This window comes from Serratia sp. Ser99, from assembly GCF_024519545.1.
In the GTDB taxonomy this organism is placed as follows: domain Bacteria; phylum Pseudomonadota; class Gammaproteobacteria; order Enterobacterales; family Enterobacteriaceae; genus Serratia; species Serratia liquefaciens.
In genome coordinates this window covers 699,877-724,715 of the sequence record NZ_JALJRT010000002.1, presented here as the reverse complement: position 1 = coordinate 724,715, position 24,839 = coordinate 699,877, and the positions used below count along the sequence as shown (strand labels likewise).

23 protein-coding genes are annotated in these 24,839 nt (G+C 56.7%); 12 read left to right on the top strand and 11 right to left on the bottom strand.

The window, feature by feature from the left end; genetic code table 11:
• The first annotated feature begins 8 nt into the window (after positions 1-8).
• On the top strand, positions 9-764 hold the full coding sequence (locus NR114_RS07470) for an SDR family NAD(P)-dependent oxidoreductase (protein WP_020826497.1): 756 nt from the start codon (positions 9-11) through the stop codon (positions 762-764).
• A 41-nt stretch (positions 765-805) separates the two neighbouring features.
• Here the strand turns inward: NR114_RS07470 and NR114_RS07465 are convergent, their stop codons facing one another.
• Genes NR114_RS07465 through puuD form a run of 4 tightly spaced genes read right to left on the bottom strand, consistent with a single transcriptional unit; the run spans position 806 to position 4,925 of the window.
• Complete coding sequence (locus NR114_RS07465) at positions 806-2,086, bottom strand: FAD-binding oxidoreductase (RefSeq protein WP_020826498.1); 1,281 nt, start codon at positions 2,084-2,086, stop codon at positions 806-808.
• Positions 2,087-2,097: 11 nt separating this feature from the next.
• A complete protein-coding gene (gene puuC / locus NR114_RS07460) occupies positions 2,098-3,594 on the bottom strand; it encodes an aldehyde dehydrogenase PuuC (RefSeq protein ID WP_256813808.1) in 1,497 nt (498 codons plus the stop codon).
• A gap of 15 nt (positions 3,595-3,609) precedes the next feature.
• Complete coding sequence (puuR, locus tag NR114_RS07455) at positions 3,610-4,167, bottom strand: HTH-type transcriptional regulator PuuR (RefSeq protein WP_020826500.1); 558 nt, start codon at positions 4,165-4,167, stop codon at positions 3,610-3,612.
• Positions 4,164-4,925: a gamma-glutamyl-gamma-aminobutyrate hydrolase gene (puuD, locus tag NR114_RS07450; protein ID WP_041414480.1), complete on the bottom strand. Its 762-nt coding sequence runs from the start codon at positions 4,923-4,925 to the stop codon at positions 4,164-4,166. The genes puuR and puuD overlap by 4 nt, the downstream gene beginning before the upstream one ends.
• A gap of 239 nt (positions 4,926-5,164) precedes the next feature.
• Here puuD and NR114_RS07445 point away from each other — a divergent pair, with 239 nt between their 5' ends.
• The 6 genes from NR114_RS07445 (at position 5,165) to NR114_RS07420 (ending at position 12,147) form a co-directional block, all read left to right on the top strand.
• Positions 5,165-6,583, top strand: coding sequence for a glutamine synthetase family protein (locus tag NR114_RS07445; protein ID WP_020826502.1), 1,419 nt, complete (start codon positions 5,165-5,167; stop codon positions 6,581-6,583).
• Positions 6,584-6,900: 317 nt separating this feature from the next.
• Positions 6,901-8,271 (top strand): APC family permease, encoded by a 1,371-nt coding sequence (locus NR114_RS07440; RefSeq protein WP_020826503.1) that lies wholly within the window; start codon positions 6,901-6,903, stop codon positions 8,269-8,271.
• Positions 8,272-8,487: 216 nt separating this feature from the next.
• Complete coding sequence (gene yddG / locus NR114_RS07435) at positions 8,488-9,381, top strand: aromatic amino acid DMT transporter YddG (protein ID WP_256813806.1); 894 nt, start codon at positions 8,488-8,490, stop codon at positions 9,379-9,381.
• Between the two features lie 73 nt (positions 9,382-9,454).
• Positions 9,455-9,727: a hypothetical protein gene (locus NR114_RS07430; protein ID WP_046373794.1), complete on the top strand. Its 273-nt coding sequence runs from the start codon at positions 9,455-9,457 to the stop codon at positions 9,725-9,727.
• Between the two features lie 208 nt (positions 9,728-9,935).
• Entirely contained in the window at positions 9,936-10,808 is an 873-nt protein-coding gene (locus tag NR114_RS07425) for a glycosyl transferase (RefSeq protein WP_256813804.1), read from the top strand.
• Positions 10,809-11,271: 463 nt separating this feature from the next.
• A complete protein-coding gene (locus tag NR114_RS07420) occupies positions 11,272-12,147 on the top strand; it encodes a nucleoside-specific channel-forming protein Tsx (RefSeq protein ID WP_041414482.1) in 876 nt (291 codons plus the stop codon).
• A gap of 55 nt (positions 12,148-12,202) precedes the next feature.
• Here NR114_RS07420 and NR114_RS07415 read toward each other — a convergent pair whose 3' ends face one another.
• A complete protein-coding gene (locus tag NR114_RS07415) occupies positions 12,203-12,382 on the bottom strand; it encodes a hypothetical protein (protein WP_020826507.1) in 180 nt (59 codons plus the stop codon).
• A gap of 461 nt (positions 12,383-12,843) precedes the next feature.
• Between NR114_RS07415 and NR114_RS07410 the strand changes: the two genes are divergently transcribed.
• Together NR114_RS07410 and NR114_RS07405 are read left to right on the top strand one after the other, a co-directional pair.
• On the top strand, positions 12,844-13,317 hold the full coding sequence (locus NR114_RS07410; RefSeq protein WP_046373790.1) for an anti-virulence regulator CigR family protein: 474 nt from the start codon (positions 12,844-12,846) through the stop codon (positions 13,315-13,317).
• Between the two features lie 111 nt (positions 13,318-13,428).
• A complete protein-coding gene (locus NR114_RS07405) occupies positions 13,429-13,959 on the top strand; it encodes a chorismate mutase (RefSeq protein WP_256813798.1) in 531 nt (176 codons plus the stop codon).
• Between the two features lie 12 nt (positions 13,960-13,971).
• Here the strand turns inward: NR114_RS07405 and NR114_RS07400 are convergent, their stop codons facing one another.
• From NR114_RS07400 to hutC, 4 genes are all read right to left on the bottom strand, one after another.
• Positions 13,972-15,507: a serine hydrolase gene (locus NR114_RS07400; protein ID WP_256813797.1), complete on the bottom strand. Its 1,536-nt coding sequence runs from the start codon at positions 15,505-15,507 to the stop codon at positions 13,972-13,974.
• Positions 15,508-15,788: 281 nt separating this feature from the next.
• On the bottom strand, positions 15,789-16,592 hold the full coding sequence (gene hutG / locus NR114_RS07395; RefSeq protein WP_020826511.1) for an N-formylglutamate deformylase: 804 nt from the start codon (positions 16,590-16,592) through the stop codon (positions 15,789-15,791).
• A complete protein-coding gene (gene hutI / locus NR114_RS07390; protein ID WP_256813796.1) occupies positions 16,589-17,812 on the bottom strand; it encodes an imidazolonepropionase in 1,224 nt (407 codons plus the stop codon). Before hutI ends, hutG begins: the two co-directional genes overlap by 4 nt.
• A gap of 159 nt (positions 17,813-17,971) precedes the next feature.
• Positions 17,972-18,727: a histidine utilization repressor gene (hutC, locus tag NR114_RS07385; RefSeq protein WP_044550189.1), complete on the bottom strand. Its 756-nt coding sequence runs from the start codon at positions 18,725-18,727 to the stop codon at positions 17,972-17,974.
• 176 nt (positions 18,728-18,903) lie between these two features.
• Between hutC and NR114_RS07380 the strand changes: the two genes are divergently transcribed.
• The 3 genes from NR114_RS07380 (at position 18,904) to NR114_RS07370 (ending at position 21,917) form a co-directional block, all read left to right on the top strand.
• Entirely contained in the window at positions 18,904-20,274 is a 1,371-nt protein-coding gene (locus tag NR114_RS07380; RefSeq protein WP_048762644.1) for a formimidoylglutamate deiminase, read from the top strand.
• The gene (locus NR114_RS07375) at positions 20,274-20,837 is read left to right on the top strand and encodes a HutD family protein (protein WP_197820717.1); all 564 of its coding nucleotides are present in this window, start codon (positions 20,274-20,276) and stop codon (positions 20,835-20,837) included. Before NR114_RS07380 ends, NR114_RS07375 begins: the two co-directional genes overlap by 1 nt.
• Before the next feature lie 78 nt (positions 20,838-20,915).
• Positions 20,916-21,917, top strand: a complete 1,002-nt coding sequence (locus NR114_RS07370; RefSeq protein ID WP_149572928.1) for a LacI family DNA-binding transcriptional regulator — start codon at positions 20,916-20,918, stop codon at positions 21,915-21,917.
• A gap of 56 nt (positions 21,918-21,973) precedes the next feature.
• Here the strand turns inward: NR114_RS07370 and NR114_RS07365 are convergent, their stop codons facing one another.
• Both NR114_RS07365 and NR114_RS07360 read right to left on the bottom strand, forming a co-directional pair.
• Positions 21,974-23,416: a glycoside hydrolase family 32 protein gene (locus tag NR114_RS07365; protein WP_256813794.1), complete on the bottom strand. Its 1,443-nt coding sequence runs from the start codon at positions 23,414-23,416 to the stop codon at positions 21,974-21,976.
• A complete protein-coding gene (locus tag NR114_RS07360) occupies positions 23,413-24,672 on the bottom strand; it encodes an MFS transporter (RefSeq protein ID WP_122078975.1) in 1,260 nt (419 codons plus the stop codon). The genes NR114_RS07365 and NR114_RS07360 overlap by 4 nt, the downstream gene beginning before the upstream one ends.
• Between the last annotated feature and the right edge of the window lie 167 nt (positions 24,673-24,839).

The following is a 24,839-nucleotide window of genomic DNA, read 5'->3' as shown; positions in this document are numbered from 1 at the left end:
GAGGTCTCATGCGTTTTGACAATAAAGTGGTAGTGATCACCGGTGCAGGCAATGGGATGGGAGAGGCGGCAGCGCGTCGTTTTTCTGCCGAAGGGGCTACCGTGGTATTGGCTGACTGGGCGAAAGAGGCGGTGGACAAAGTTGCCGCTTCGCTGCCAAAAGGCAAGGCACTGGCGGTACATATTGACGTTTCCGACCACGTTGCGGTTGAAAAAATGATGAATGAGGTGGCCGAAAAATTAGGCCGCATCGACGTGCTGCTCAATAACGCAGGCGTGCACGTGGCCGGCAGCGTATTGGAAACCAGCGTTGCCGACTGGCGACGCATTGCCGGGGTGGATATCGATGGCGTGGTGTTCTGTTCCAAATTCGCCATGCCGTATCTGCTGAAAACCAAAGGCTGCATCGTTAACACCGCGTCGGTTTCCGGGCTGGGTGGTGACTGGGGCGCGGCGTACTACTGCGCGGCGAAAGGGGCGGTGGTTAACCTGACGCGTGCCATGGCGCTGGATCATGGCGGTGACGGTGTGCGGGTCAACTCGGTATGTCCGAGCCTGGTGAAAACCAATATGACCAACGGCTGGCCGCAGGAGATCCGCGACAAGTTTAACGAGCGTATTGCGTTAGGCCGAGCGGCGGAGCCGGAAGAGGTGGCGGCAGTAATGGCATTTCTGGCCAGTGACGACGCCAGTTTTATCAATGGTGCCAACATCCCGGTAGACGGCGGGGCGACCGCCTCTGACGGCCAGCCGAAGATTGTTTAAGCGGTAATTTCGGGCCCGGTGGTATACCGGGCCCGATAGCGTTACACCCCAATCCGATCCCGCAGCTGGTAGTAAGCTGCACCAATCGCGGTGAAAGGAATTTGCAGGTTGCGGCCGCCGAAGAACGGCAGGTGCGGCAGCTTGGCAAACGCATCGAACCTTTCCGCATCGCCGCGCATCAGCTCGGCAATCAGTTTGCCCGCCAAATGAGTACAGGTCACCCCGTGGCCGCTGTAGCCCTGCATGTAATACACGTTATTTTCCAGCCGACCAAACTGCGGCATGCGCGACAGCGTCAGCAGGAAATTACCGGTCCAGCGATAGTCGAGACGCACGCCTTTGAGCTGCGGGAAAGTTTTCAGCAGCTTTGGCCGGATCAGATTGTCGATATCGTCCGGATCGCGGGCGCCATACACTACGCCGCCGCCGTACAACAGGCGGTTATCGCCGGTGATACGGTAATAATCGAGCAGGTAGTTACAGTCTTCGACGCAGTAATTTTGTGGGATCAGCGATCGCGCCACTTCCGGCGCCAGCGGTTCGGTAGCCACCACCTGGGTGCCGCACGGCATGCTACGTTTCGCCAGCCGCGGTTCCAGCTTATCGCCCAGATAAGCGTTGCCGGCGACAATCACATAACGTGCTGTCACCTGGCCGTTGGCGGTGCTGACGATTGCCGGTTCGCCATGACGGATGTGGGTGACCGCAGACTGTTCGAAGATCCGTCCACCCTGCAGGCGAATGGCTTCGGCTTCACCGAGCGCCAGATTCAGTGGGTGAATATGGCCGCCGCTGTGATCCAGCAGCGCGCCGACGTAGCGCTCGCTATCGACCTCCTGGCGGATACGCTCGGCGTCCAGCAATTCAAGCTGGGTATTGCCGTAGCGCTCCCAGTGCTGTTTTTGTTCGATCAACGCATGATATTGCCGGTTGTTCAGCGCGGCGAAGATGCCGCCAGGGCGATAGTCACATTCGATGGCGTACCGTTGGATACGGCTGCGAATGATCTCTGCGCCTTCAAACATCATGCTGCCGAGCAGGCGGGCGCTTTCGGCGCCATAACGCTGTTCAATGACGTCGATATCGCGGCTGTAGGAGTTCACCAATTGCCCGCCGTTACGTCCGCTGGCACCGAAACCGATGCGGGCAGACTCCAGCACCACCACGTTGTACCCCGCCTCTACCAGAAACAGCGCCGATGACAAACCGGTGTAGCCGCCGCCGACGATACAGACGTCGCATTCAATGGATTCATTCAGCTGCGGGTAGGGCGCGTGGTTGTTGGCCGAAGCCGCATAATAGCTTTTTACGTGTTCAGTCATGATCTCTGCCCTTATTCCAATGAAATCCAGGTGGTTTTCAGCTCGGTGAATTTGTCCAGTGCGTGCAGTGACTTGTCGCGGCCGTTACCGCTTTGCTTGTAGCCACCGAAAGGAACGGTCATGTCCCCGTCGTTGTAGTTATTGACGAACACCGTGCCGGCTTTTAGCTGACGCGCCAAACGATGGGCACGGGACAGGTCGCGGGTCCAGATTGCAGCCCCCAGGCCGTAGTCGCTGTCGTTAGCCAACTGCATGGCCTGCTGCTCGCCGCTAAACGAAGTGACCGCCAATACCGGGCCGAAGATTTCGTCGCGCGCCACGCTCATGGCGTTGTCTACCTGGGTGAGAATGGTTGGGCCGAGATAACCGCCGTGTTCGGCTTGCGGATGATCGCGACCGTCGAGGAACAGCGCAGCGCCCTGAGTCAAACCCTGTTCGATATAGTCGGCCACTTTCTCGCAGTGGCCCTGATCAATCAGCGTGCCCATCGCCGTCGCCGGATCGAGCGGATTGCCTGGTGCAAAGGCTGCTGCATGGCGGCGCAACGCCTGTAAAAATTCTTGCTGTATGCTCTCTTCCACCAACAGTCGAGTACCGGCAATGCACACTTGCCCCTGGTTATAAAAAATCCCGGCGGCGGCGCTTTGTGCGGCCTTATCCAGATCCGGGCAGTCGGCAAAGATGATATTGGCGCTTTTGCCACCGGCTTCCAGCCAGACCCGTTTCATATTGGATTGGCCGGCATAGATCATCAGTTGTTTGGCCACTTGCGTTGAACCGGTGAAGGTCAGCGCGTCGACGTCGTTATGCAGCGCCAGCGCTTTACCGGCATCGTGACCATAACCGGGAACGATATTCAGCACGCCGTCCGGCAGCCCCGCCTGCTGCGCCAGTTGACCCAGATAGATCGCGCTCAGTGGCGATTTCTCCGAAGGTTTGAGGATCACGCTGTTGCCGGTGGCCAACGCCGGGCCGAGCTTCCAGCAGGCGAGCAATAACGGGAAATTCCACGGTACGATGGCGCCGACCACGCCAATGGGTTCGCGTTCGATTAACGCCAGCGCATCGCTGCCGGTAGGGGCGATTTCGCCATAAACCTTATCGATCGCTTCGGCATACCAACGCAGGCAACGAATAGCACCGGGCACATCATCACGCAGGCTGTGACGAATCGGTTTGCCGGTGTCCAGCGTTTCCAGCAGCGCCAGCTCTTCGTGGTGTTGTTCCATCAATGTCGCCAGCTTGAGCAGCGTCGCCTTGCGTTGCGACGGGGCCGCGCGCGACCAGTCGCCCCGCTCAAACACCTCGCGGGCGGCGCTGACCGCCAGGTCAATATCTACGCTGCTTCCTCGGGCCACCTGAGTCAGCTCTCGCTGACCGGCAGGATCCTCCACGGCAAAGGTTTCGCCTTCGGCCGCCTGCTGATAGCGGCCATTGATAAACAGTCGGTTCTCAATATTCAGGGCTTGCGCCCGGTGTTGCCAATACTGCAGGTGGTGGAAGTCCATACCTTGCTCCGTTGATCAGAATGTCGTCGGCGTATGGGCGCTGATAATCCGGCAAATCCGCGCCGACGTGTTGCTGAAACTGTGGGGAATGCCGGTGTTGATGGCGTAGCTCTGGCCAGCCAGCAGGGGATAAGCCTGCCCGTTGACCTGCAGCACGACTTCGCCTTCCAGCAGGGTGCCAATCTCTTCCCCCTGATGCTTGATGCGTTCACCGGTGGTGGTACCCGGCTCATAGGTTTCGATCATCATCGCCAGGGTGCGATTAGGATCGCCGTTGTGGATCAGTTTCATAGAAACCCCCTGGCTGCCAATCTCAATCAGATCCTGGTAGTCGATAACAATCCGTGGCTCGGCCGGCTTCTCTGGTTCGGCGAAAAATGCCGACAGGGACAGCCCGTACACCGTCAGCAGCTTTTGTAAGGTGCTGATGGCCGGACTGACCTTGTCCTGTTCGATGGTGCTGATGGCGCTGTGAGTTAACCCAGACAGTTCGGCCGCGCGGCGCTGCGATAATCCCAATTGCTGGCGGATTTGCGACAGACGTTTGCCCGGTGCCAAGCTGACATCGCTCATGGGCGTTTTTCCTTTTGATAGTTCCGGCAGGCGCTAATGAAACCTTCAAACAGCAGGCGTGACAGGGCATATTCCTCGCTGTTCCATTCCGGGTGCCATTGCACGCCCAGCGCAAAGGGCTGATCGCGCAGGCTGATGGCTTCTACCAACCCGTCGGCGGCGTGGGCTTCGATACGTACGCTGGATCCCAGCGTCTTCGCGCCCTGGCCATGCAGTGAGTTCACCCAGAATCTGTTGCAATCCGGTATCAGTTGCGAGAGTAGGCCCCCTTCCTGAACGATGACTTCGTGGGCAGGGGCATATTGCTGTTCGAGCGGCAGGTCGTGATCTTCACGGTGTTCCAGCAGCTCGGGCAGTTCATACAGCCGGCGGTGCAGGGTACCCTGGGTGGCGACCACCATTTCCTGCATGCCACGGCAAATGGCGAAAAGGGGAATGCGCCTGTCGAGCGAGTGGCGGATCAGCGCCAGGCTCAATTCGTCTCGCCCGGGATCGGCGTCAGGCTCATCGCCGTTTTCACCATAAAGGTGCGGCTGCACATTACTGGGGCTGCCTGGCAACAGAATGCCATCGAGTTGTGGCAGTAACTCTTCGAGCAGTTTCGGTTCTGCCAGCGCGTGTGGCAGGGCTATCGGCAACCCGCCCGCAGCGATAACGGCATTTAGGTACTTTTCTTGCAAGGTCTGAGTGAGGTGCCCGTTTAACCTATACCTGCACATCACTACGCCGACCACTGGTCTGTTAAATATATTGCCCATGCTGTCCCCTTGGTATGTTCGAAATTATGAACGATAAGCTTCTCCACTGCCGTTTCCGTTCAATATTTTATAAATCTAGCAGTGAGATGGGCAATATTCAAACTAAAAGTAACACTTGCAAAACAATTTTGTTGCATCTATGTTTCATTGGTGGACATTATATTGAGCAAGATGGTCAAAAAACATCGACGGCAATAAGTGTGAGAACCACAGACAAAAACATACATGGCGGGTGAATCATGCAGACCAACATAGTAGAAGTGGAAAACTTTGTTCAGCACCACGAAGAAAAGCGAAGTAGCGCGTTCCAACGTGAAGTGAAGAAGTATCTGGAACGTTATCCATTAACTCAGCACGTTGACGTTCTGTTGACCGACCTTAACGGCAGCTTCCGCGGCAAACGGATACCGGTTGGCGGGCTGAGCAAACTGGAGAAGGGCTGTTACTTCCCGGCGTCGGTGTTTGCGATGGATATTCTTGGCAACGTGGTTGAAGAGGCCGGATTGGGGCAAGAGCTCGGTGAGCCGGACCACATCTGTGTACCGGTGTTGGGCACGCTGACGCCGTCGGCGGCGGATCCACAATATATCGGCCAGGTACTGCTCACCATGCTGGATGAAGATGGTACTCCCTTTGACGTTGAACCGCGCAATGTGCTGAACCGAGTGTGGCAGCGTTTGCGTCAGCGCGGGCTATCCCCCGTAGTAGCGGTAGAGTTGGAGTTCTATCTCATCGATCGTCAGCGTGATTCGGAAGGGTATCTGCAGCCGCCGTGTGCGCCGGGTACGCAGGAGCGTAACACCCAAAGCCAGGTCTATTCGGTAGACAACCTTAACAACTTTGCCGACGTGTTAAGTGAGATAGACGAACTGGCACGCCTGCAGGGGCTGCCGGCAGACGGTGCGGTGGCCGAAGCCTCGCCCGGTCAGTTTGAAGTCAATCTGCACCATACCGACAACGTGCTGCAGGCCTGCGACCATGCGCTGGCGTTGAAACGCCTGATCCGCATGGTGGCAGAAAAACACAACATGCAGGCCACCTTCATGGCCAAGCCGTATGAAGAGCACGCCGGCAGTGGCATGCACGTGCATATCAGCATGCTGGACCGCCAGGGCAACAATGTCCTCGCCGATGATGACGGCGAAGACTCTGCATTGTTGAAACAGGCTCTGGCGGGAATGATCGCCCTGATGCCTTCTTCTATTGCGCTGTTGGCGCCGAACGTTAACGCCTACCGCCGCTTCCAACCGGGCATGTACGTGCCGACTCAGGCATCTTGGGGCCATAACAACCGCACAGTGGCACTGCGTATCCCTTGCGGCGACCGCGATAGCCACCGGGTGGAATACCGCGTGGCCGGTGCCGATGCCAACCCTTATCTGGTGATGGCGACCATCCTGGCGGGCATCGTCTACGGGCTGGAAACACCGCTGCCGCTGCAAGAGCCGGTAACCGGCAACGGGCTGGAGCAGGACGGACTGCCATTCCCTATCCGCCAGAGCGATGCACTGTATGAATTCGAGCATCAGCCGGTGTTGAATGCGCTGCTGGGTGAAAGGTTCAGCCATGTTTATCTGGCCTGTAAAACGGATGAGCTGGTGCAGTTTGAGCGCCTGATCACCGATACCGAAATCGAGTGGATGCTGAAAAACGCCTGAACCCGCTCATCCTCGATGATACCGCGCGCGTCTGGCGCATTCCGCCGGCTATCCTGTGGCCTGCGAAGCTGCGCGCAGCGGTAAAGCATTTCTTCTACTTGGCGTACAGGACGCCGGCGAGGAAAGAACCATGACAGCCATAACTGTTCCATCAACCTGCGCGGGCGGTTGCCTGTGCCGCAGTAAATATGGGCCTTCCGCTGGCCGCGTTTTTTTGTCTTTGCATCGTCCCTTCCGCCGCCTGAGCAGCAGTTTCCCCGCGGCCTCTCTGAATGACGTTAAACGGTTACCAGCAGAGGACAAAGGGGGGAAACGCCATGGCGATTAATGCGATCGAGGTTAATGAGGCGGCCAAGCCGCAACTGCGTAAAAGCCTGAAGCTATGGCAAGTGGTGATGATGGGGTTGGCTTACCTGACGCCCATGACGGTGTTTGACACCTTCGGCATTGTCTCCGGCCTGACCGACGGCCACGTCCCGGCCGCTTATCTGTTGGCGCTGGCTGGCGTGTTGTTTACCGCCATCAGCTACGGCAAGTTGGTTCGCAAGTTTCCGACCGCCGGTTCCGCCTATACCTATGCGCAAAAGGCCATTAACCCGCACGTCGGTTTTTTGGTAGGGTGGTCCTCGCTGCTCGACTACCTGTTCCTGCCGATGATCAACACCCTGTTGGCAAAGATTTATCTGACCGCGCTGTTCCCCGAGGTGCCGCCGTGGGTGTGGGTGGTAGGCTTTGTGATCATCATTACCGCCATCAACCTGAAAAGCGTCAATTTGGTGGCTAACTTTAACACCCTGTTTGTTTTGGCCCAGATAGCGATCATCGTGGTGTTTATCTTCCTGGTCGTGCGCGGCCTGCATAACGGTGAAGGACTGGGGACGGTGTGGAGTCTGCAACCCTTCATCAATGAGAATGCGCATTTGCTGCCGATCATCACCGGCGCCACTATTTTGTGCTTTTCGTTTCTCGGCTTCGACGCGGTCACCACCCTGTGTGAGGAAACGCCCGATGCCGCCAAGGTGATCCCGAAGGCCATCTTCCTGACTGCGCTGTACGGTGGGGTAATCTTCATCAGCGTTTCCTTCTTTATTCAGCTGTTCTTCCCATCTATTCAGCGCTTCCATCAACCGGACGCGGCGCTGCCGGAAATCGCGCTGTACGTGGGCGGCAAGCTGTTCCAGTCAATTTTCCTCTGTATTACCTTTATCAATACCCTGGCATCGGGGCTGGCCTCGCACGCCAGCGTTTCGCGACTGCTGTACGTGATGGGGCGCGACAACGTGTTTCCGGAAAAGTATTTCGGCTATATCCACCCGAAATGGCGCACCCCCTCATTGAACGTGTTGCTGGTTGGGCTGGTGGCGCTGTCCGCGCTGTCTTTCGATCTGGTCACCGCGACCGCGCTGATCAACTTCGGTGCGCTGGTGGCCTTCACCTTCGTTAACCTGTCGGTGATCAGTCATTTCTACATTCGCGAGGGGCGCAATAAAAGCTGGAAGGACCGTTTTAACTACCTGTTCCTGCCGTTGGTGGGGGCGTTAACGGTTGGCGTGCTGTGGCTTAACCTGGAAAAAAGCTCGCTGACCATGGGGCTGATCTGGGCCGGGCTGGGTTTTGCCTACCTGGTATATCTCACCCGGCGTTTCCGTCAGCCGCCGCCGCAGTTTGAACGGCAGCCGCAGCAATAAGGCCAAGGCGGTTGATGAACCCATCCAGGGGTAAATCGGTGGGGGGCGGCCATCTTCGCCCCGATTCAACTCATTGATTATGCTATAGGGCGCAGCATGCAGCGCCCCCACCAGGAAACGATAGGTACTCCGAGGCGGGCTTTCCCGCCTTTCTTTTTTTATCACCGGGCAGTAGAGTGAAAATCCTGATAAAAAATAACTGATTGGAACGCTTTCATGTCTTCTCTGCCCGCCCAATATAAAGCCACCTTGCTCGGTCTGTTGGCGATCCTGCTGTGGAGCAGCGTGGTTGGCCTGATACGCAGCGTCAGCGAAGGGCTGGGGCCGATTGGCGGGGCAGCAATGATCTACAGCGTCAGCGCGGTATTTTTGCTGTTGGCGCTGCGCATGCCGAATTTACGCCTGTTCCCACGCCCCTACCTGCTCCTCGGCAGCCTGCTGTTTGTCAGCTATGAAATCTGCCTGTCGTTGTCTTTGGGCTATGCCAATACCCGTCTGCAAGCGATTGAAGTGGGAATGATCAACTACCTGTGGCCCTGTTTCACCGTGCTGATGGCCCTGGTGTTTAATGGGCAAAAAGCCAAGTGGTGGCTGCTGCCGGGGTTGCTGCTGTCCTTGTTCGGTATTGGCTGGATCATGAGCGGCGAGGGCGGCTGGTCGCCGGCGCAAATGCTGGAAAACGTGCGCAGCAATCCGCTGAGTTATTCGTTGGCTTTTGGCGGCGCGGTTATTTGGGCGCTGTATTGCAATCTGACCAAGAAAATTGCCCAGGGCCATAACGGCGTGGTGTTGTTCATTACGCTGACCGCCGTGGCACTGTGGTTGAAATATGCATTCAGCAGCGAAAGCGGTATGCAATTCACGTTGCCGGTAACCCTGACGTTGATGTGCGCTGGCATGGCAATGGGAGCAGGCTATGCGGCGTGGAACGTGGGTATATTGCGCGGCAATATGACGCTGTTGGCGACGGCGTCTTACTTTACTCCGGTGCTGTCGGCGGTGTTTGCCGCGCTGGTGCTGAATACTGCACTGACCGCCAATTTTTGGCAGGGTGTGGTGATGGTCACGGCAGGTTCGTTGATCTGTTGGCGGGCAACCCGAGGAAATTAACGGAAATTATCTGCCTGTCGCCCAATGTTGAACTAGAATTTAACTAGCGATTCTGCCTGAAGGAACATAAAAAATGAGAGACGATATTCAATTCATTCAGCAGCCAGTGATTGACGACGAACGTTTTATGCGCGGTGATACCGTGCGCCTGACCACCGCCAATTTACGTCACGAATACCAGCTTGATGTCAGTATTTTACGCCGGGAAGGCAAACTGATTTTTGGCTCGGTCATCGCCGCCGCACCTAAAGTGGATATCCCGCCAAAAGAGTGGGAGATAGCTCCGGGGCAGGAGGTGGTTTTCCGCCAGGAAAATATTGCCAAAGCACTGCCTTCGGTAAACTAAGTGCTTTCCACGAACTTTGTATAATTGCCCTCACACAGGGCTTTTTCTGAGAATTTTTTTATTATTCACTATAATCGACTGATAAATATGGATGTTGGTTATTTCTTGTTCCGGCAAATGATAAAAATCTCATTTGCTATTAGAATGCTCCGAAAGTTGTTGGTAACATCATGGAAATGATGAAGCTCCAAATAGGGATATTATTGTTATGACTCACCCTGCGGATATCGCGCGCGTTTTTATCGGCTGCGACCCCAATGATTGCGATCTGGAACAGATGATGGTTCTGGAGTACAGCCTGCGTAAACATGCTTCGATACCCGTTCAAATCGTATGGATGCAGCTATCACGGGATCCTGCCAGCTTTTGGTTCTCGAATGGTGAGGGCGAAGGCTGGACGACCGAATGCTGGGCAACGCCTTTTTCCGCTTTTCGTTGGGGAATTCCCGCTTATTGTAATTTTCAGGGGCGTGCTTTCTATTCTGATGCTGACGTGCTTTATCTCAGTGATATCGCTGAAATTTGGCATCATCCGATGGAAGAGGGTACCGCCATACTGGCTGCGGGTACTGGCAAGGATTTACGTCTGGGTGAAATGCTGTGGGATTGTGAAGCGGCTGCACGTTTCTTGCCTTCACTCGAACAGTTGCGAGGCGATCGCCTGGGCCATAAAAAAATGCAACAATTTTTTGAGCAACACCCGGAGTTTGTTGCACCGCTGAAACCGGAGTACAGCAACTTAGATGGCGATGATCTGCCTGTGGAATCGCTGAAAACGCTACATTATTCAGATATGGGAAGCCAGTTCTCTCACCACTACTCATTGCCGCGGCTAAAAGCTGAAAATCGCCAGCACTGGTTTGATGGAAAAATTTATCGTCACTACCGCGACGATCTACGGGAACTGTTCGAGCAGTACTATCATGAAGCCTTGCAAGCCGGTTATACGCTGGAGCAGTATCGCAATGTGTTGCCGTACGGCCGCTTCAATAAACAGTCTCAGGAAAAATATGATGGCAATCCGATCACTCGTAAGAAAAAGCCATTCCTACAGCGCGTATTGAGAAGTCTTCTAGACTAGTCCCGCCTGCCTTATTGCCATTCCTTAATTAACCTGAATTTTCGATAGTCCGCTGGTGGGATGACAATCCGGCGGACAAACCCCTGCTGCAGCCAGCCGACCGCTGGGAAATCTATTTTCTGCATCCGCTTAGGTAACATCCCGATATCTTGCGTTTTGCCACAGTCATGAGAACGGTAATCAACTGGTTACAATTGGCACAAAAAATGCTCTAAAAATCACCGGGCATGACAAAAATCACAGCGATCGTGAATTTGCATGAAACATAATTTGACAAATGTGAACGCAATCGATTACCTATTCGCGAAATGCATAACTGGATCACAGATTCTTACACCCAGTGATTTCTATAATGCGCGCGTCGCCCGAGAGTTTGTAAGCAGAGGCAACGCCAGGTGTCGTCAGACTCATTGTCATCTTTTCTAACGGGCAGGAAATGGCCCTTTAAGCATGTGGTAATAAAATGAAAAAAATAGCTCTCGCAGCAGGTGTACTGCTCGCAGCGTCTTACAGTGCATCTTCAATGGCTGATAGCAAAGACAGCCAATACGTCTCGGATTGGTGGCACCAAAGCGTTAACGTGGTGGGCAGTTACCACACCCGTTTCGGACCTCAGTTGAACAACGATCTGTACCTGGAATATGAAGCCTTCGCTAAAAAAGACTGGTTCGACTTCTATGGCTACATCGACGTGCCTAAATTCTTCGGCGTGGGCAACACCCCTGACCGTGGTATCTGGGACAAAGGTTCTCCGATGTTTATGGAAATCGAGCCTCGCTTCTCCATCGACAAACTGACCGGCACCGATCTGAGCTTTGGCCCGTTCAAAGAGTGGTACTTCGCCAACAACTACATCTATGACCTAGGCCACAACGCCGACGGCCGTCAGAACACCTGGTATATGGGTCTGGGTACCGACATCGACACCGGCTTGCCAATGAGCCTGTCGATGAACATCTATGCCAAATACCAGTGGGAAAACTACCAAGCTGCCAACGAAAACAGCTGGGACGGTTACCGCTTCAAAGTGAAATACTTTGTGCCGTTGACCCAGGTGTGGGGCGGCAATCTGAGCTACATCGGTTTCACCAACTTTGACTTTGGTTCCGATCTGGGCAAAGACGACTTCACCGTGAACGGCCGTCAGGCGCGTACCAGCAACTCGATCGCTTCCAGCCATATTCTGGCGTTGAACTACGATCACTGGCACTACTCGTTCGTGGCTCGTTATTTCCATAACGGCGGCCAGTGGCAGGACGGCGTGGATATTGGCACCCCACAGGGCCCAATCAAATCCACCGGCTGGGGTTACTACATCGTGGCCGGTTATAACTTCTGATTTTCCGTGGTATCAGAAACAGAAAACCCCGCTTTGGCGGGGTTTTTTTTCGTCATCACTGCGCTTGTTCACCGGGCAGATGCCGCACCGGCATAAATAATCGTCCTTTGATTACGTGGCATTCATTATCGATCCAATTGATGATTTGTTCACGGCTAACGCCTTCGGATTGTGCGTAGCGGTGAAGATCGCCATTAAAGTGCTGCGTGATGTATTCCATGAGGGTCATTTGCATGTCTTTTGCTCCTGAACGCCCACCCGTTGCCAACTGGCCACCGTGGGAGGTAAAGGTTTCTCAGACGCCGAATTTAAAGTATTGGCAACCAAATCTCAACAAAAAGCACTGTCGTGGTGCATGCAATGTCGATTCAGCTGCAAAAAAGAATCCCGCACGGAGAGGCGGGAAGGGTTCAGTATTATCACTTTGGGTGATAAAAAGATGATTTGAGGTGCGACGAAAAAGAGCGGGCTAACTCTTTTTGTGACTTAGCCAAACTACTGCATGGCTTATTTCGCTGCAAGAAAAATCTTAGGCTGGAATTCGGTTTTTTCGAATAGTTTTGCGCTGGGATAATATTTTGTCATTTGGCCTGATGCCGATCTCTGTATGGCATCTAACTCTCAGAGTTTTCCTCATGCTTTGTGCGGAGAATTGCGCCTATAGTGAAGGTAATAACCCATGCAGGAAGTAACAAAATGAGCAAACGTCGTACTACTTTCACCGTATTGGCGCTGATTGTTTCTCTGGGGTTGTCATCCGCACCGGCGCTGGCCGATAAAGGCGGCAACGGTAACGGCGGGGGTAACGGCCATGGTAACAGCGGCAATCATGGTAATAACGGCAACAATGGCAAGCATGGCAATAAAGTCAAAGATAACGATGGCGACCGCGGCTTGGTTTCCGTCAGTATTTCTCATGAGCGTGCACGTTCTCTGGCCTTGAACTACGGTCTGACCGGCTACCGTTCTTTGCCACCGGGGATCGCCAAAAATCTGGCGCGTGGCAAGCCTCTCCCTCCGGGCATCGCCAAAAAAATGGTGCCATCCTCCATGCTGCACGATCTGCCTTATTACCCAGGCTATGAGTGGCGCATTGCCGGTAACGATCTGGTGCTGGTGGCGTTGAGTACCGCACTGGTTGCCTCGGTGATCAACGGCGTGTTTGATTGATTCCCGCTGACTCTGCTTTAAGGCCCCGCTTCGGTGGGGCTTTTTATTTGCCTGCAACGGGGGATCGTGGTGAACTCTTTTCCTGTAATTTTGGTGCATAAGGAAATTGTGATGTTCAGGATGTTATTGATTGCCTGCTGCCTGGTCAGTTTTTCCGCTTTGGCCAACGGAGGGACGGCACTGGGTGAACTGGTCAATCAGCGTCTGGGTTATATGAAAGACGTTGCCGGCTACAAGGCACAGCAGCATTTGCCGATCGAGGATTTGGCGCAGGAGGCGAAGGTACTGGCAAGCACGCAGGCAGAGGCGGGGCGCTTAGGGTTGGATCCGCTTTCGGTTCTACCGTTTATCATCGCGCAAATGGACGCCGCGAAGGCGATTCAATACCGTTACCGCGCGGACTGGCTGGCGCAGCCGGAAAGCGGCTGGCAGCCACGCCCGCTGGAACAGGTGCGGCCGCAAATTGCAGAACTCAGCAGTCGCATTTTGCAGCGACTGGCTCAGGAATTAAAAGCCGGAGCGCTGACGGAGAGTGCGCGCAGTCATTTTATTCAGGCTATTGATCAGAACAACCTCAGTGAGGCCGATAAGCAGCGGCTGTTTACCGCCTTATTGGCCGTCAGGGCCGCCAAGGCGGGGTGATCCCGGCGTCCGCTAATCGCGGCCGAGGCTGCTGCGCTGGAAGGTCAGCACCCGGCTGCGATTGGCAATCAAATCTACGCTATAGCCGCGGAAATAGAGGCAAAAGCGTTTCAACCACGGACCGTCGCTGCTTTCGACCAGCATGCGGCCCTGGCCCAGCGAACTGATCTTCCCGGTTTGCGATGCTGGGCCCACGCCAATGTGAACCCGATCGCCGCAGATCTCGAAGGCGGTGCGGTACTGCGGGTGGTACCACAAGCCCTGCACGTGCTTCAGACAATCGCGGTTTGGCGTGACGGGCAGAAAGCTGCGCGGCACGTGGCACACTTCACCTTCTACCGCTTCACCGGTCCATTTCAGCCGCATCGGCATATGAGCGGAAAGCGACACTGCATAGCCGTCATCGGCCTGATACAGCGCCTCTTCACTGCCCAGATAAGCGACGTTGCCGTCTTTCACTTCCAGCCAGTAAGGATCTGCCACCGTGGTGTAAATGCCATCAGGAATGGCGGTGCTGCGTTTCGGCAGGGCTTCACCCAGCAAGGCGGTCATCACCTGCAGTGCCATGTTGAAACTGTCGCAATCCTCCCGGTTAGCCACCACAACGACACCGGATTGCCGGTCGGGTGACAGCAGGAAATAAGTTTTGTAGCCGGCATGCGAACCGCCGTGGCCCAGCAGACGGTGTTCGCCGAGCGGCGTTTGCGCCAGCCCCAGCCCGTAAGCGCTGACCTGCCCTTGGTTGAGATGGCGTGGGGCACTCAGTTGCGCCAGTACGCCACGGCCAGGGCCTTGATTGGCCAGCAGCGTTTGCAGCCAGCGAGTGAGGGCATTGGCACTGCCGGTCAGGCTGCCGGAGGCGGAAAGGTGCAGGCCGGCGCTGGCCAACTGCCAGCCCTGCTCGGAACGCCAGTAACCGGGGGCAAGCCCAGGCACCACGTCATACCAGCTTTCCGGTGCCCGCAGTTGCACCTGCAGCGGCTGTGCAATGTGCTGCTGAACCAGTTGGTCGAAGTCATAGCCTTTGGCCTGTAGGGCCGCTTCAACCAACCGGTAGCCAGTGTTGGTATAGGTGATTTCGCTGCCTGCCGGGTAGTTCAGCCCCTCTAGCCCCTGCAGAAACTGCATGACCGGTTGCGCGTCACTGCGGGTATGCACCGAAATACCGAGCAGCCCCAGTGTTTCACGTACGTCAGGCAGCCCGCTGGTCATATCCAGCGCCTGGCCGACGGTTACATTTGCAAGCGGCTTTCGCAGCTCAGGCAGCAAGTCACCCAGGCGGTCGTTCAGGCTCAGTGCCTGATCCGTAGCGTTGAGCGCCAGTGTGGCGAAAATATGTTTGGTGACGGAAGCGTAGCGCACCACGGTGTCTGCGTTAAAAGGGGTATTTTGCGCCATATCGGCTCGCCCGGCATAGGCAGTTGCGCGTACTTGTGCGGCATCGAACAGGGTAATAGCGCCACCGGGTTGGTTGCCGGACTGCCAATCAGCCAGCAGTCTATTGGCGACGGCCTGCGCGGCACGCCAGTTCAGCGGGATTTCGGACATAGAGGGCCTCCAGAGTATTTTTTATTTATTTGTGCCTTGATGGGCTTTTCGCCAGATTGTGGCGTACCGCGCAAACGGCGGGCCGCTGTTTTGTGCGCTGTTCCGACCAGATTCACTGATTTTCAGTCAAAATTGCGATGCAGTACGCAAATTGAAACGGAAGCAACAAGGAGGCAAATTGTGTGCCGCAACGTCAGGGCGTTAAAGCGGGGGAGTGCTTGCTTGAAGGCTTGATTGTCGCAGGGCAATTAGCGTTGCCCCGCAACAGGAGGAGAAAAGGATTAACGCAGTTGACCGCCACCGGACAGCAGGCTGTCGATCATCTGTTTTAGCAGGCGTTGCAGAGAGGCGGCACGCTCGGGCTCAAACGCATAGGGATACTGTTCGGACATGTAGTTCACCTGCGCCAGCTCCAGTTGAATGGCATGCTGCTGCTCTTGCGGACGGCCATAAGCCCGAGTGATGTAACCGCCTTTGAAGCGGCCATTAAGTACATGCGTGAACTGCTGTTGCTGTTCGCAGCAGGCGACCAGACGATCGCTCAGCGCCGGGGCGCAGCTTTCGCCCCCGTTGGTGCCCAGGTTGAGGTCTGGCAGCTTACCGTCGAACAGACGTGGGATAACGGAGGCAATGGAATGGGCGTCGAACAGCAGCGCGTAACCGTGCTTGGCTTTCAGGCGCGTCAGTTCGTCTTGCAACTGTTGGTGGTAAGGTTGCCAGATCTGTTCCAGATAGCCGGTGCGCTCCTGGTCAGAGGGGGCTTTACCCGGCAGGAAGCTCGGTCGGCCGTCAAACAATACGTCAGGATACAGACCGGTGGTGGCGGTAGTATAAAGCGGTTTGTCGTCGGCTGGACGGTTCAAGTCGATAACAAAGCGCGAATAATTGCCGACCAATATGCTGGCACCCATGGCACGAGCGAAATCGTACAGCTGTGGGATATGCCAGTCAGTGTCGGGCAGTGGCCGTGCATCGTCGGTCAAGCCGGCTTCGACGGCCGGTGTCAATCGGGTACCGGCATGGGGAATACTGATCAGCAGCGGCAGGCTGCCGGGGTGGAAATCTAAAGCATCGCGAATGGTCATTGACGTACTTCTCCTCGGAAAATCACCGTACAGGGCAGTTGACCGCCCAACCAGTAAGCCAGTTCAGCCGGACGGGATAGCGGCCAGTGCACAAAATCCGCCAGCTTGCCGGCTTCCAGCGTCCCCTGGCTTGCCTGCAGGCCCAGCGCCTTGGCCGCATGCACCGTGACGCCCGCCAACGCCTCTTCCGGCGTCAAGCGGAACAGCGTGCAGGCCATATTGATCATCAAACGCAAGGACAACGCCGGTGAGGTGCCCGGGTTCGCATCGCTGGCGATCGCCATGGCTACGCCGTGCTTGCGAAACAGCTCTACCGGTGGGCATTGGGTTTCACGCAGCAGGTAATAAGCGCCCGGCAGCAGCACCGCAACGGTGCCTGCATCGCCCATTGCGCGCGCATCCTGTTCGGTAGCGTATTCAAGATGATCGGCGGAAAGGGCATGGTGCTGCGCTGCCAATTCACTCCCGCCCAGGGCAGAAAGTTGTTCCGCGTGCAGCTTAACCGGCAGACCCGCTTTTTCCGCTGCGGCGAACACGCGCGCCACCTGCGCCGGTGAGAACGCCAGATGCTCGCAGAAGGCGTCAACCGCATCGGCCAATCCGGCAGCGGCAGCCTGAGGAATAATGGTGTTGCACACCAGATCGATATAGTCGTCGGCGCGATGGGCATATTCCGGTGGCAGCGCGTGCGCCGCCAGACAGGTGGTTTTCACTTCAACCGGCAACAGTTCACCCAGCTTGCGCGCCACGCGCAGCATTTTCAGCTCGCTCTCCGGCGTCAGCCCGTAACCAGATTTAATCTCCACGCAGGTCACGCCTTCCGCCAGCAGCGGTCGCAGCCGGAACAGCGCCTGCTCCAGCAGCAGTTCTTCGTCGGCGTCACGGGTAGCCTTGACGGTGGAAATGATGCCACCGCCCTGGGAGGCGATATCGGCGTAGCTTACGCCGTTCAGGCGCTGCTCGAATTCGCCGCTGCGGTTGCCACCGAACACCAGATGGGTATGGCAGTCGACAAAGCCCGGCGTGATGATACCGCCGTCGAATTTCACGGTTTCATCCGCTATCAAGTTTGCCGGTAACGCCGCATGTTCACCCAGCCAGACAATCTTGCCGTCACGCACGGCGATCGCGCCGTTGGTGATGGTGTGATATTTACCGTAGCGCATGGTGACGACGTCGGCCCCGTGCCACAGGCTGTCGCAGTGAATCTCAGAGGTCATGGCTTTTCTCCGCCGGAGCCGTGGCTCCCACATGGTTGTATATACAATTAAAAACAACCTAGCTCATTCATCGAGTTGTCACAAGGGGCGGGATAAAAATTTGTTATCGGGATGTGATCGTTGTGGAAGAGCGGGTACCAAAACGGCACCCGCAGGGGATCAGACTTCGCTGGTGAAACGGCCGAACAGTTGATAACGGCTGCCCGGGTACAGCAGGCGTGCCGACGTGACCACGGTTTTACCGGACCAGGTGCGGCGGTGGATCAGTAATCCGGGTTCGTGGTCTTCCAACTGCAGCAGTTCGCGCTCCTGGCGGGTCGGCACTACCGCTTCGACGATGTGTTCGCCTGCGGTCAGCGGCGCGGCCTGCGTTAAATAGATATAGGGCGTAACGCGGTCGAAATCCTGTTTCATGTAGTCGGGGGCGATCAGGGGATTCACGCAGCGATCTTCCACCTGTACCGGCAGATCGTTTTCGTAATGCACAATCTGCGAATAGAAAAGCTGCTGGCCTGGTTGAATGCCCAGCGCCAGTGCCTCTTCTTCGCTGGCCGCTCGCGCTTTCAACTGCAGGATTTTGCTGCTGTGGCGATGACCCCGGGCGGCGATTTCGTCAGCGATGTTATGCACTTCCAGCAGCGCGGTGTGCGCCTTGGCTTCGGCGACGAAAGTACCCACGCCTTGCATGCGGATCAAATAACCTTCGGTGGTCAGTTCGCGCAAGGCGCGATTAATGGTCATCCGGCTGACGCCCAATTCGGCGACCAGCTCACTTTCCGAGGGGACGCGTTGGTGCGGCAACCAATGACCTGCACGAATTTGGTTCACGATCGCCTGCTTGACCCGTTGATATATTGGGGCGGGGGTATCGCTCATTGCAGCAGCCAGTTGCAGCACGGTCTGTTGATCAACCACGACGTTAACCTCGTCAAATAAAAAAATAATAACATCAGTTTACTGTTGATGTCGGCGTATGTATATGTATATACAACTAAGGGCCGGTCCGCCACAGCAATGCGCTGGGCCCGTATATTTTCGGATGCGCGATTATCGCGCGTTATTAGCCGTTACACTAACAGTGGAATACTGCCATGCCTGCATATTTTGCCTCACGCGCTCTGCTTCCTGAAGGTTGGGCGCATAACGTCCGGTTGGACGTGGATGCGCAAGGTTACCTGACTCAGGTGACTGCCGACGCCGATCCCGAAGGTTGCACCCGTCTGCACGGCGATGCGGTGCCGGGCATGCCAAACCTTCACTCCCACGCCTTCCAGCGTGCGATGGCCGGGCTGGCGGAGGTGGCGGGCAATCCGCAGGACAGTTTCTGGACCTGGCGCGATCTGATGTACCGCCTGGTGCAGCGCTTAACGCCGGAGCAGGTGGAGGTGATTGCCCGCCAACTCTATATCGAAATGCTGAAAGGGGGCTATACCCAGGTCGCCGAGTTCCACTATCTGCATCACGGCGCCGACGGTCTCCCTTATGCCGATCGCGGCGAAATGACCGGCCGACTCAGTCAGGCGGCGGCCCAGGCGGGGATCGGCATGACCCTGCTGCCGGTGCTGTATAGCTATGCGGGATTTGGCGGCCAGCCCGCTCAGCCGGGGCAAAAGCGTTTTATTCAGAATGCGGACAGTTATCTGGAGCAACAGCAGACGATCGCGCGTCAGTTGGCAGAGCAACCGTTGCAGAATCAGGGCCTGTGCTTCCACTCGCTGCGTGCGGTGGAACTGGGCCAGATGCAGCAGATCCTGGCGGCGTCGGACAGTTCGCTGCCGGTACATATTCATATTGCCGAGCAGCAGAAAGAGGTCAACGACTGTCTGGCCTGGAGCGGACGTCGCCCGGTCGCCTGGCTGTACGAGCATCTGCCGGTGGATCAGCGCTGGTGTCTGGTACACGCCACGCACCTCGATCGTGACGAGCTAGAGCAGCTGGCACGCAGCCAAGCGGTAGCCGGCCTGTGCCTGACTACCGAGGCTAACCTGGGCGACGGCATCTTCCCCGGCGACGCCTATCTGCAACATCAGGGGCGTTGGGGCATTGGTTCTGACAGCCACGTATCGCTCAATGTGGTGGAGGAGCTGCGCTGGTTCGAATACGGTCAACGCCTGCGCGATCAGCGCCGTAACCGGCTGACCACGCCGGAACAACCGGCCGTGGCTGACGTCCTCTACCAACAGGCCTTGCAGGGTGGGGCGCAGGCTTGCGGTGCGCCGATCGGTCGGCTGAAAAGCGGCTACCGTGCCGACTGGCTGGTGCTGGACGGCGACGATCCGTACCTGGCAGCGGCGCCGGACGCCTCCATCCTCAACCGCTGGCTGTTCGCCGGGGGTAAAGAGCAGATCCGCGATGTGTTCGTCGGTGGACGACAGGTGATCGAGCAAGGGCGTCATGCACTGCAGCAACGCAGCAGTGCCGAGTTCTTGCAGGTGTTGAAAACCTTCCAGCAGGAGGCGTGATGAGCCTGACGCGTTTTGATTTTGCTTCTCTGCCGGTTACGCCGTGGCGCAACGGTGGTGGGGAAACCCGAGAGATCGCCAGTTGGCCTGTAGGCACCCAGGATTTCGACTGGCGTGCCAGTATCGCCACCATCGCGCAAGACGGCCCGTTCTCGGCCTTCAACGGCATAGATCGTTCGATCACGCTGTTGGAAGGCGATGGCGTGCATTTGTTCAGCGCCGGGCACGTTGATCATCATTTATCGCAGGTTGGTGAACCGTTCGCCTTCTCCGGCGATGTGGCGTTGGGCGCGACCTTGTTGGGCGGCAGTAGCCAGGACTTCAATATCATGACCCGTCGCGGCCGCTGGGCAGCCGACGTGCAGCGAGTGACTAAGGCAATCGAGCTGCCGACACCGCATGCCGGTGTGCTGTACGTGCTGCAGGGACGCTGGTTGCTGGCGGATGGCGTTACCCTGACTGCACGCCAGGGTGGTTGGTGGCCGGCGGGTGAGTTTAGCGGGACGCTGGCCCCTCTGGAGGAAGATAGCGTCATTCTGTGGGCCGACATCACAGCCTGCTAAACCGGGCTAGAGTCCAGCGCTAAGTTGTGGGATGATCTGTACTTCTATCCCACACTTATCCCAGATTGAGAAGGGCGCATGGCCTCGCTGAAAGACGTTGCAAAACTTGCCGGGGTATCCCTGATGACGGTATCCCGCGCCATCAACGAGCCCGATAAGCTGCGGCCGGATACCTACCAACGCGTCAAACTGGCGATCGACCAACTGGAATACGTGCCCGATCTTGCGGCGCGACGCATTCGCGGCGACAGCAGTCGGGTTCAGACCCTCGGCGTGCTGGCGCTGGATACCGCGACAACCCCATTCTCGGTAGAGATGATCCTGTCGATTGAAAAAACGGCGCGTGAACACGGCTGGAACAGCTTCGTGGTCAACCTGTTTGCCGACGACAGCGCGGAACATACCGTAGATTTGCTGCTGGCACACCGGCCGGACGGGGTGATTTTCACTACCATGGGGCTACGCCAGGTAGATATACCGGCCAAGTTACTGGATAAAAAACTGGTGCTGGCCAACTGCATCAGCCAGGAACACCCGGTAGCCAGTTACATTCCCGATGATGAGCAGGGCCAGTATGACGCCATGCGTGCTTTGATCGCCAAAGGCTATCGCGCACCGCTGTGTATTCATCTGCCGGAAACGACCCTGGCGGCCGGGTTGCGCCGTCGCGGGCTGGAGCGCGCCTGGCGTGAAGCGGGTGGAGACGTCGATCAATTACGGCAATATCATCTCGATCTGACCGAAGGCGACGAGCATTACCGCGACAGCGTGGCATTGCTGGAACGGCACTTCTCGCCGGGGCGGCGCGACTGCGATGTGGTGGTGTGTGGCAACGATCGGGTGGCGTTTTTGGTGTATCAGGTGTTGCTGGCGCAGGGCTGGGAAATCCCGCAACAGGTCGGGGTGCTGGGCTACGACAATATGGTTGGTATTGGCCAGCTGTTCCTTCCGCCGCTGACCACGGTGCAGTTACCGCATTATGAGCTGGGCCGACAGGCGGCACTGCATCTGATTAATCAATTGGATCACAGCGACAGGGTGAAGGTGGCCTGCCCGTTATTACTGCGTGGGTCGCTGTAACCCAACAGGGCGCAGTTTATTCACCGCCGCGCCCTGCACATTGAGTTGTTCTCAGATCACTCCCAGATGCTTTCCAGTTTCCAGGCCTGTGCCGCGCCAAACTGCGCCAGTCCGCCTTCGGCGAACAGGGTGACGCTGCGTTGCCCGTCGGTTGGGTAGATACGGCTGGTCAGGCAGGCCTCGCCATGATTAACGAACACTTCCAGCGATGAGCGGTCGATAAAGACGCGCAGCGACAAAATGTCCGCCTCAGGCAACGGCACGCTGCGGCAGCCGCACAGGCCCGGATCTTCACTGAAACGTTCCAATACCAGTCGATGCGTTTGATTATCGACGTACAGCCGTGCGGCGGTGCCTATAACGATGCCGTAGCGCTCTGCATCGCTGGCGGCGACGTTTAGCGTCAATGCCAGTTCTTGCACCCCGTCAGTCAACACCTGCCGCTGGTTACGTACAGACACGGCGTCAAATGACTGTTGCTCGCCGCGCAACGCTGTCAGCTCACGCGCCGGATTCATCAGTACGTTGCCTTCACATGACAGCGTCAATTCACGGGGCAGGGTGAGTGCACCGGCCCAACCGTGGGGTTTGCTCGGCATAGGCGATTCCCACATGTCCATCCAGGCGAACAGCATGCGGCGACCGTCGGCGGCGGTGAAGGTTTGCGGTGCGTAGAAATCGTGCCCGCCATCCAGCTCGCAGAATGACTGGGTGACGCTGAAATCCTCATCGGGCCGCCAGTGGCCGAGCAGATAGCCGCTCTGGAAGCGGTTACGATTGCGATAACCCTGCGCTGTCAGTCCCTGCGGCGAGAACAGCAGAACCTGCTTTTCACCGAGCGGGAAGAAATCCGGACATTCCCACATATAGCCCTGGTGCGGCGATTGTGCCCCCGCCAGGACGCGATCGAACTGCCAGTCGCGCAGGTCATTCGAACGGTAAAGTCGAGCCTGGCCTAGCCCGTTTTCTTTGGCGCCCACCACCATCCACCAGCAGTCAGCTGCACGCCAGACTTTCGGATCGCGAAAGTGCTGAATGCCTTCCGGCGGCAGCAACACCGGCCCGTGTTTGACGAAATTTACGCCATCTTCGCTGGTGGCCAGGCACTGCACTTCGCGTACCTGGTCGTCATCGCCTTCTTTGCCCAGCCAGACGTGGCCGGTGTAGAGCAGCGTCAATACGCCGTTGTCATCCACCGCACAGCCGGAAAAACAGCCGTCTTTGTCGTAGCTTTCGCCGGGAGCCAGGGCGATCGGCTGATGCTGCCAATGCGCCAGATCCCGGCTGGTGGCGTGGCCCCAATGCATGGGGCCCCAGTTTTGGTCATAGGGATGATGTTGATAGAACGCATGGTAGACGCCGTTAATGTACACCAGACCGTTGGGATCGTTGATCCAACCGGCGGCCGCCGCCAGATGAAATTGCGGATAGTAATCGTCCTGACGTTGCGCGCGCAGCGCTTCGACCGCGTGATCGGCCTGAGCTAAAGCATTTTTCATTGGGTTGGCTCACTTGATTTTATCGTTGATTGAAATTGGGGCGTGCGGGCGACGGTTTCACCGCGCAGCAGGAAGCAGGAAATCAGCGTGGTACCGGCTACTGCGCAGCCCATCAGCAAATAGGTGTCGGCAAAGCCGATACGGTCGTAGCCGTAACCGGCGAGCGGCGCCAGGATGCCGGCGACGATCTGGCTGATAAACTGGAAGCCCACCAGATACAGCGTCGAGGACAGGCGGCTGTCAAAGCGGGTGGTGATGTATTTGAACATTGCCACCAGCAGGATAGGCAACTCCACGGCGTGCAGCAGTTTCATGGCGGAAATCATCAATGCGCCGCTGGCAAAGCCGGAACCGAACATGCGCAGTGCCATCACGCTGCTGGCCAGCAGCAAGCTCTGTTTGATGCCGATGCGATTGACCAGCAGGGGGGCCAGGAACATGCCGCCAGCCTCCAGAAACACCTGCAGCGAATTGAGGAAACCGTACATGCGGTTGCCTTCTTCGTGCGTTGCGAACTGCGAGGCAAAATACACCGGGAATTGCTGGTCAAATACGCCGTAGATGCTGGTACCGAGTACGAACACCACCAGTGCCCAGAAACCCGGCAGGCGCAGCAGCGCCAGCGCGTCCTGCAGCTTCAGATTTTCCGGTTTGCCGTATTCCAGACCGGCCATGGCGTTGGGCTTCAGTTCGCGCACCTGCCACAGCAACAGAAGAAATATCGCCGCCGAGGCCGAGGCGATCCAGAAGTTGATATTCGGATTGATGTTGTAGATGAAGCCGGCGAAGAAGGTCGCGCTGGCCCAGCCCAGTGAACCCCACATGCGGGCCCGGCCAAATTCAAAACCGACGATCCGGCTGACCCTTTCGGTATAGGACTCCAGCGCGCCAATGCCGGCATTGAACGCCAGGCTGACGAACACGCCGCCCACCAGCGCACCGGCCACCAGGTTGGTTTGCAGCAGCGGGGCGTAGACGTAGATAAAGAACGGGCCGGTCAGCAGCAGCAGCACGCCGACAAACAGCAGCAGATGCTTACGCAGCCCGAGCTTGTCCTGAATAAAACCGTACAGGGGCTGTGCGCACAGCGCCATGATTGACATCGCCGAGAAGATTAGGCCGGTTTCCGTGCCTTTCAGGCCGATCTTTTGGTTCAGCCAGATGGAGATCAGAGAAAAACTGGATGACCAGGTGAAGAAGAAGAAAAACAACAGGCCGCTGAGAAGCACATAATATTTTTTTGTTTCGCGGTTCATGGGGAATGCCCTGATGGATGAAATTGGCTCTATTGTTAACGTTAACTTTAAATCAAATAAAGCCACCATGGCCAGGGATTGCGATGTTAATCACAAAAGTTAACGTTAACATTTTGTTGGTGTGATCCAAATCACCTGTCAATAAAACAGGGGCGCAGTGCGCCCCG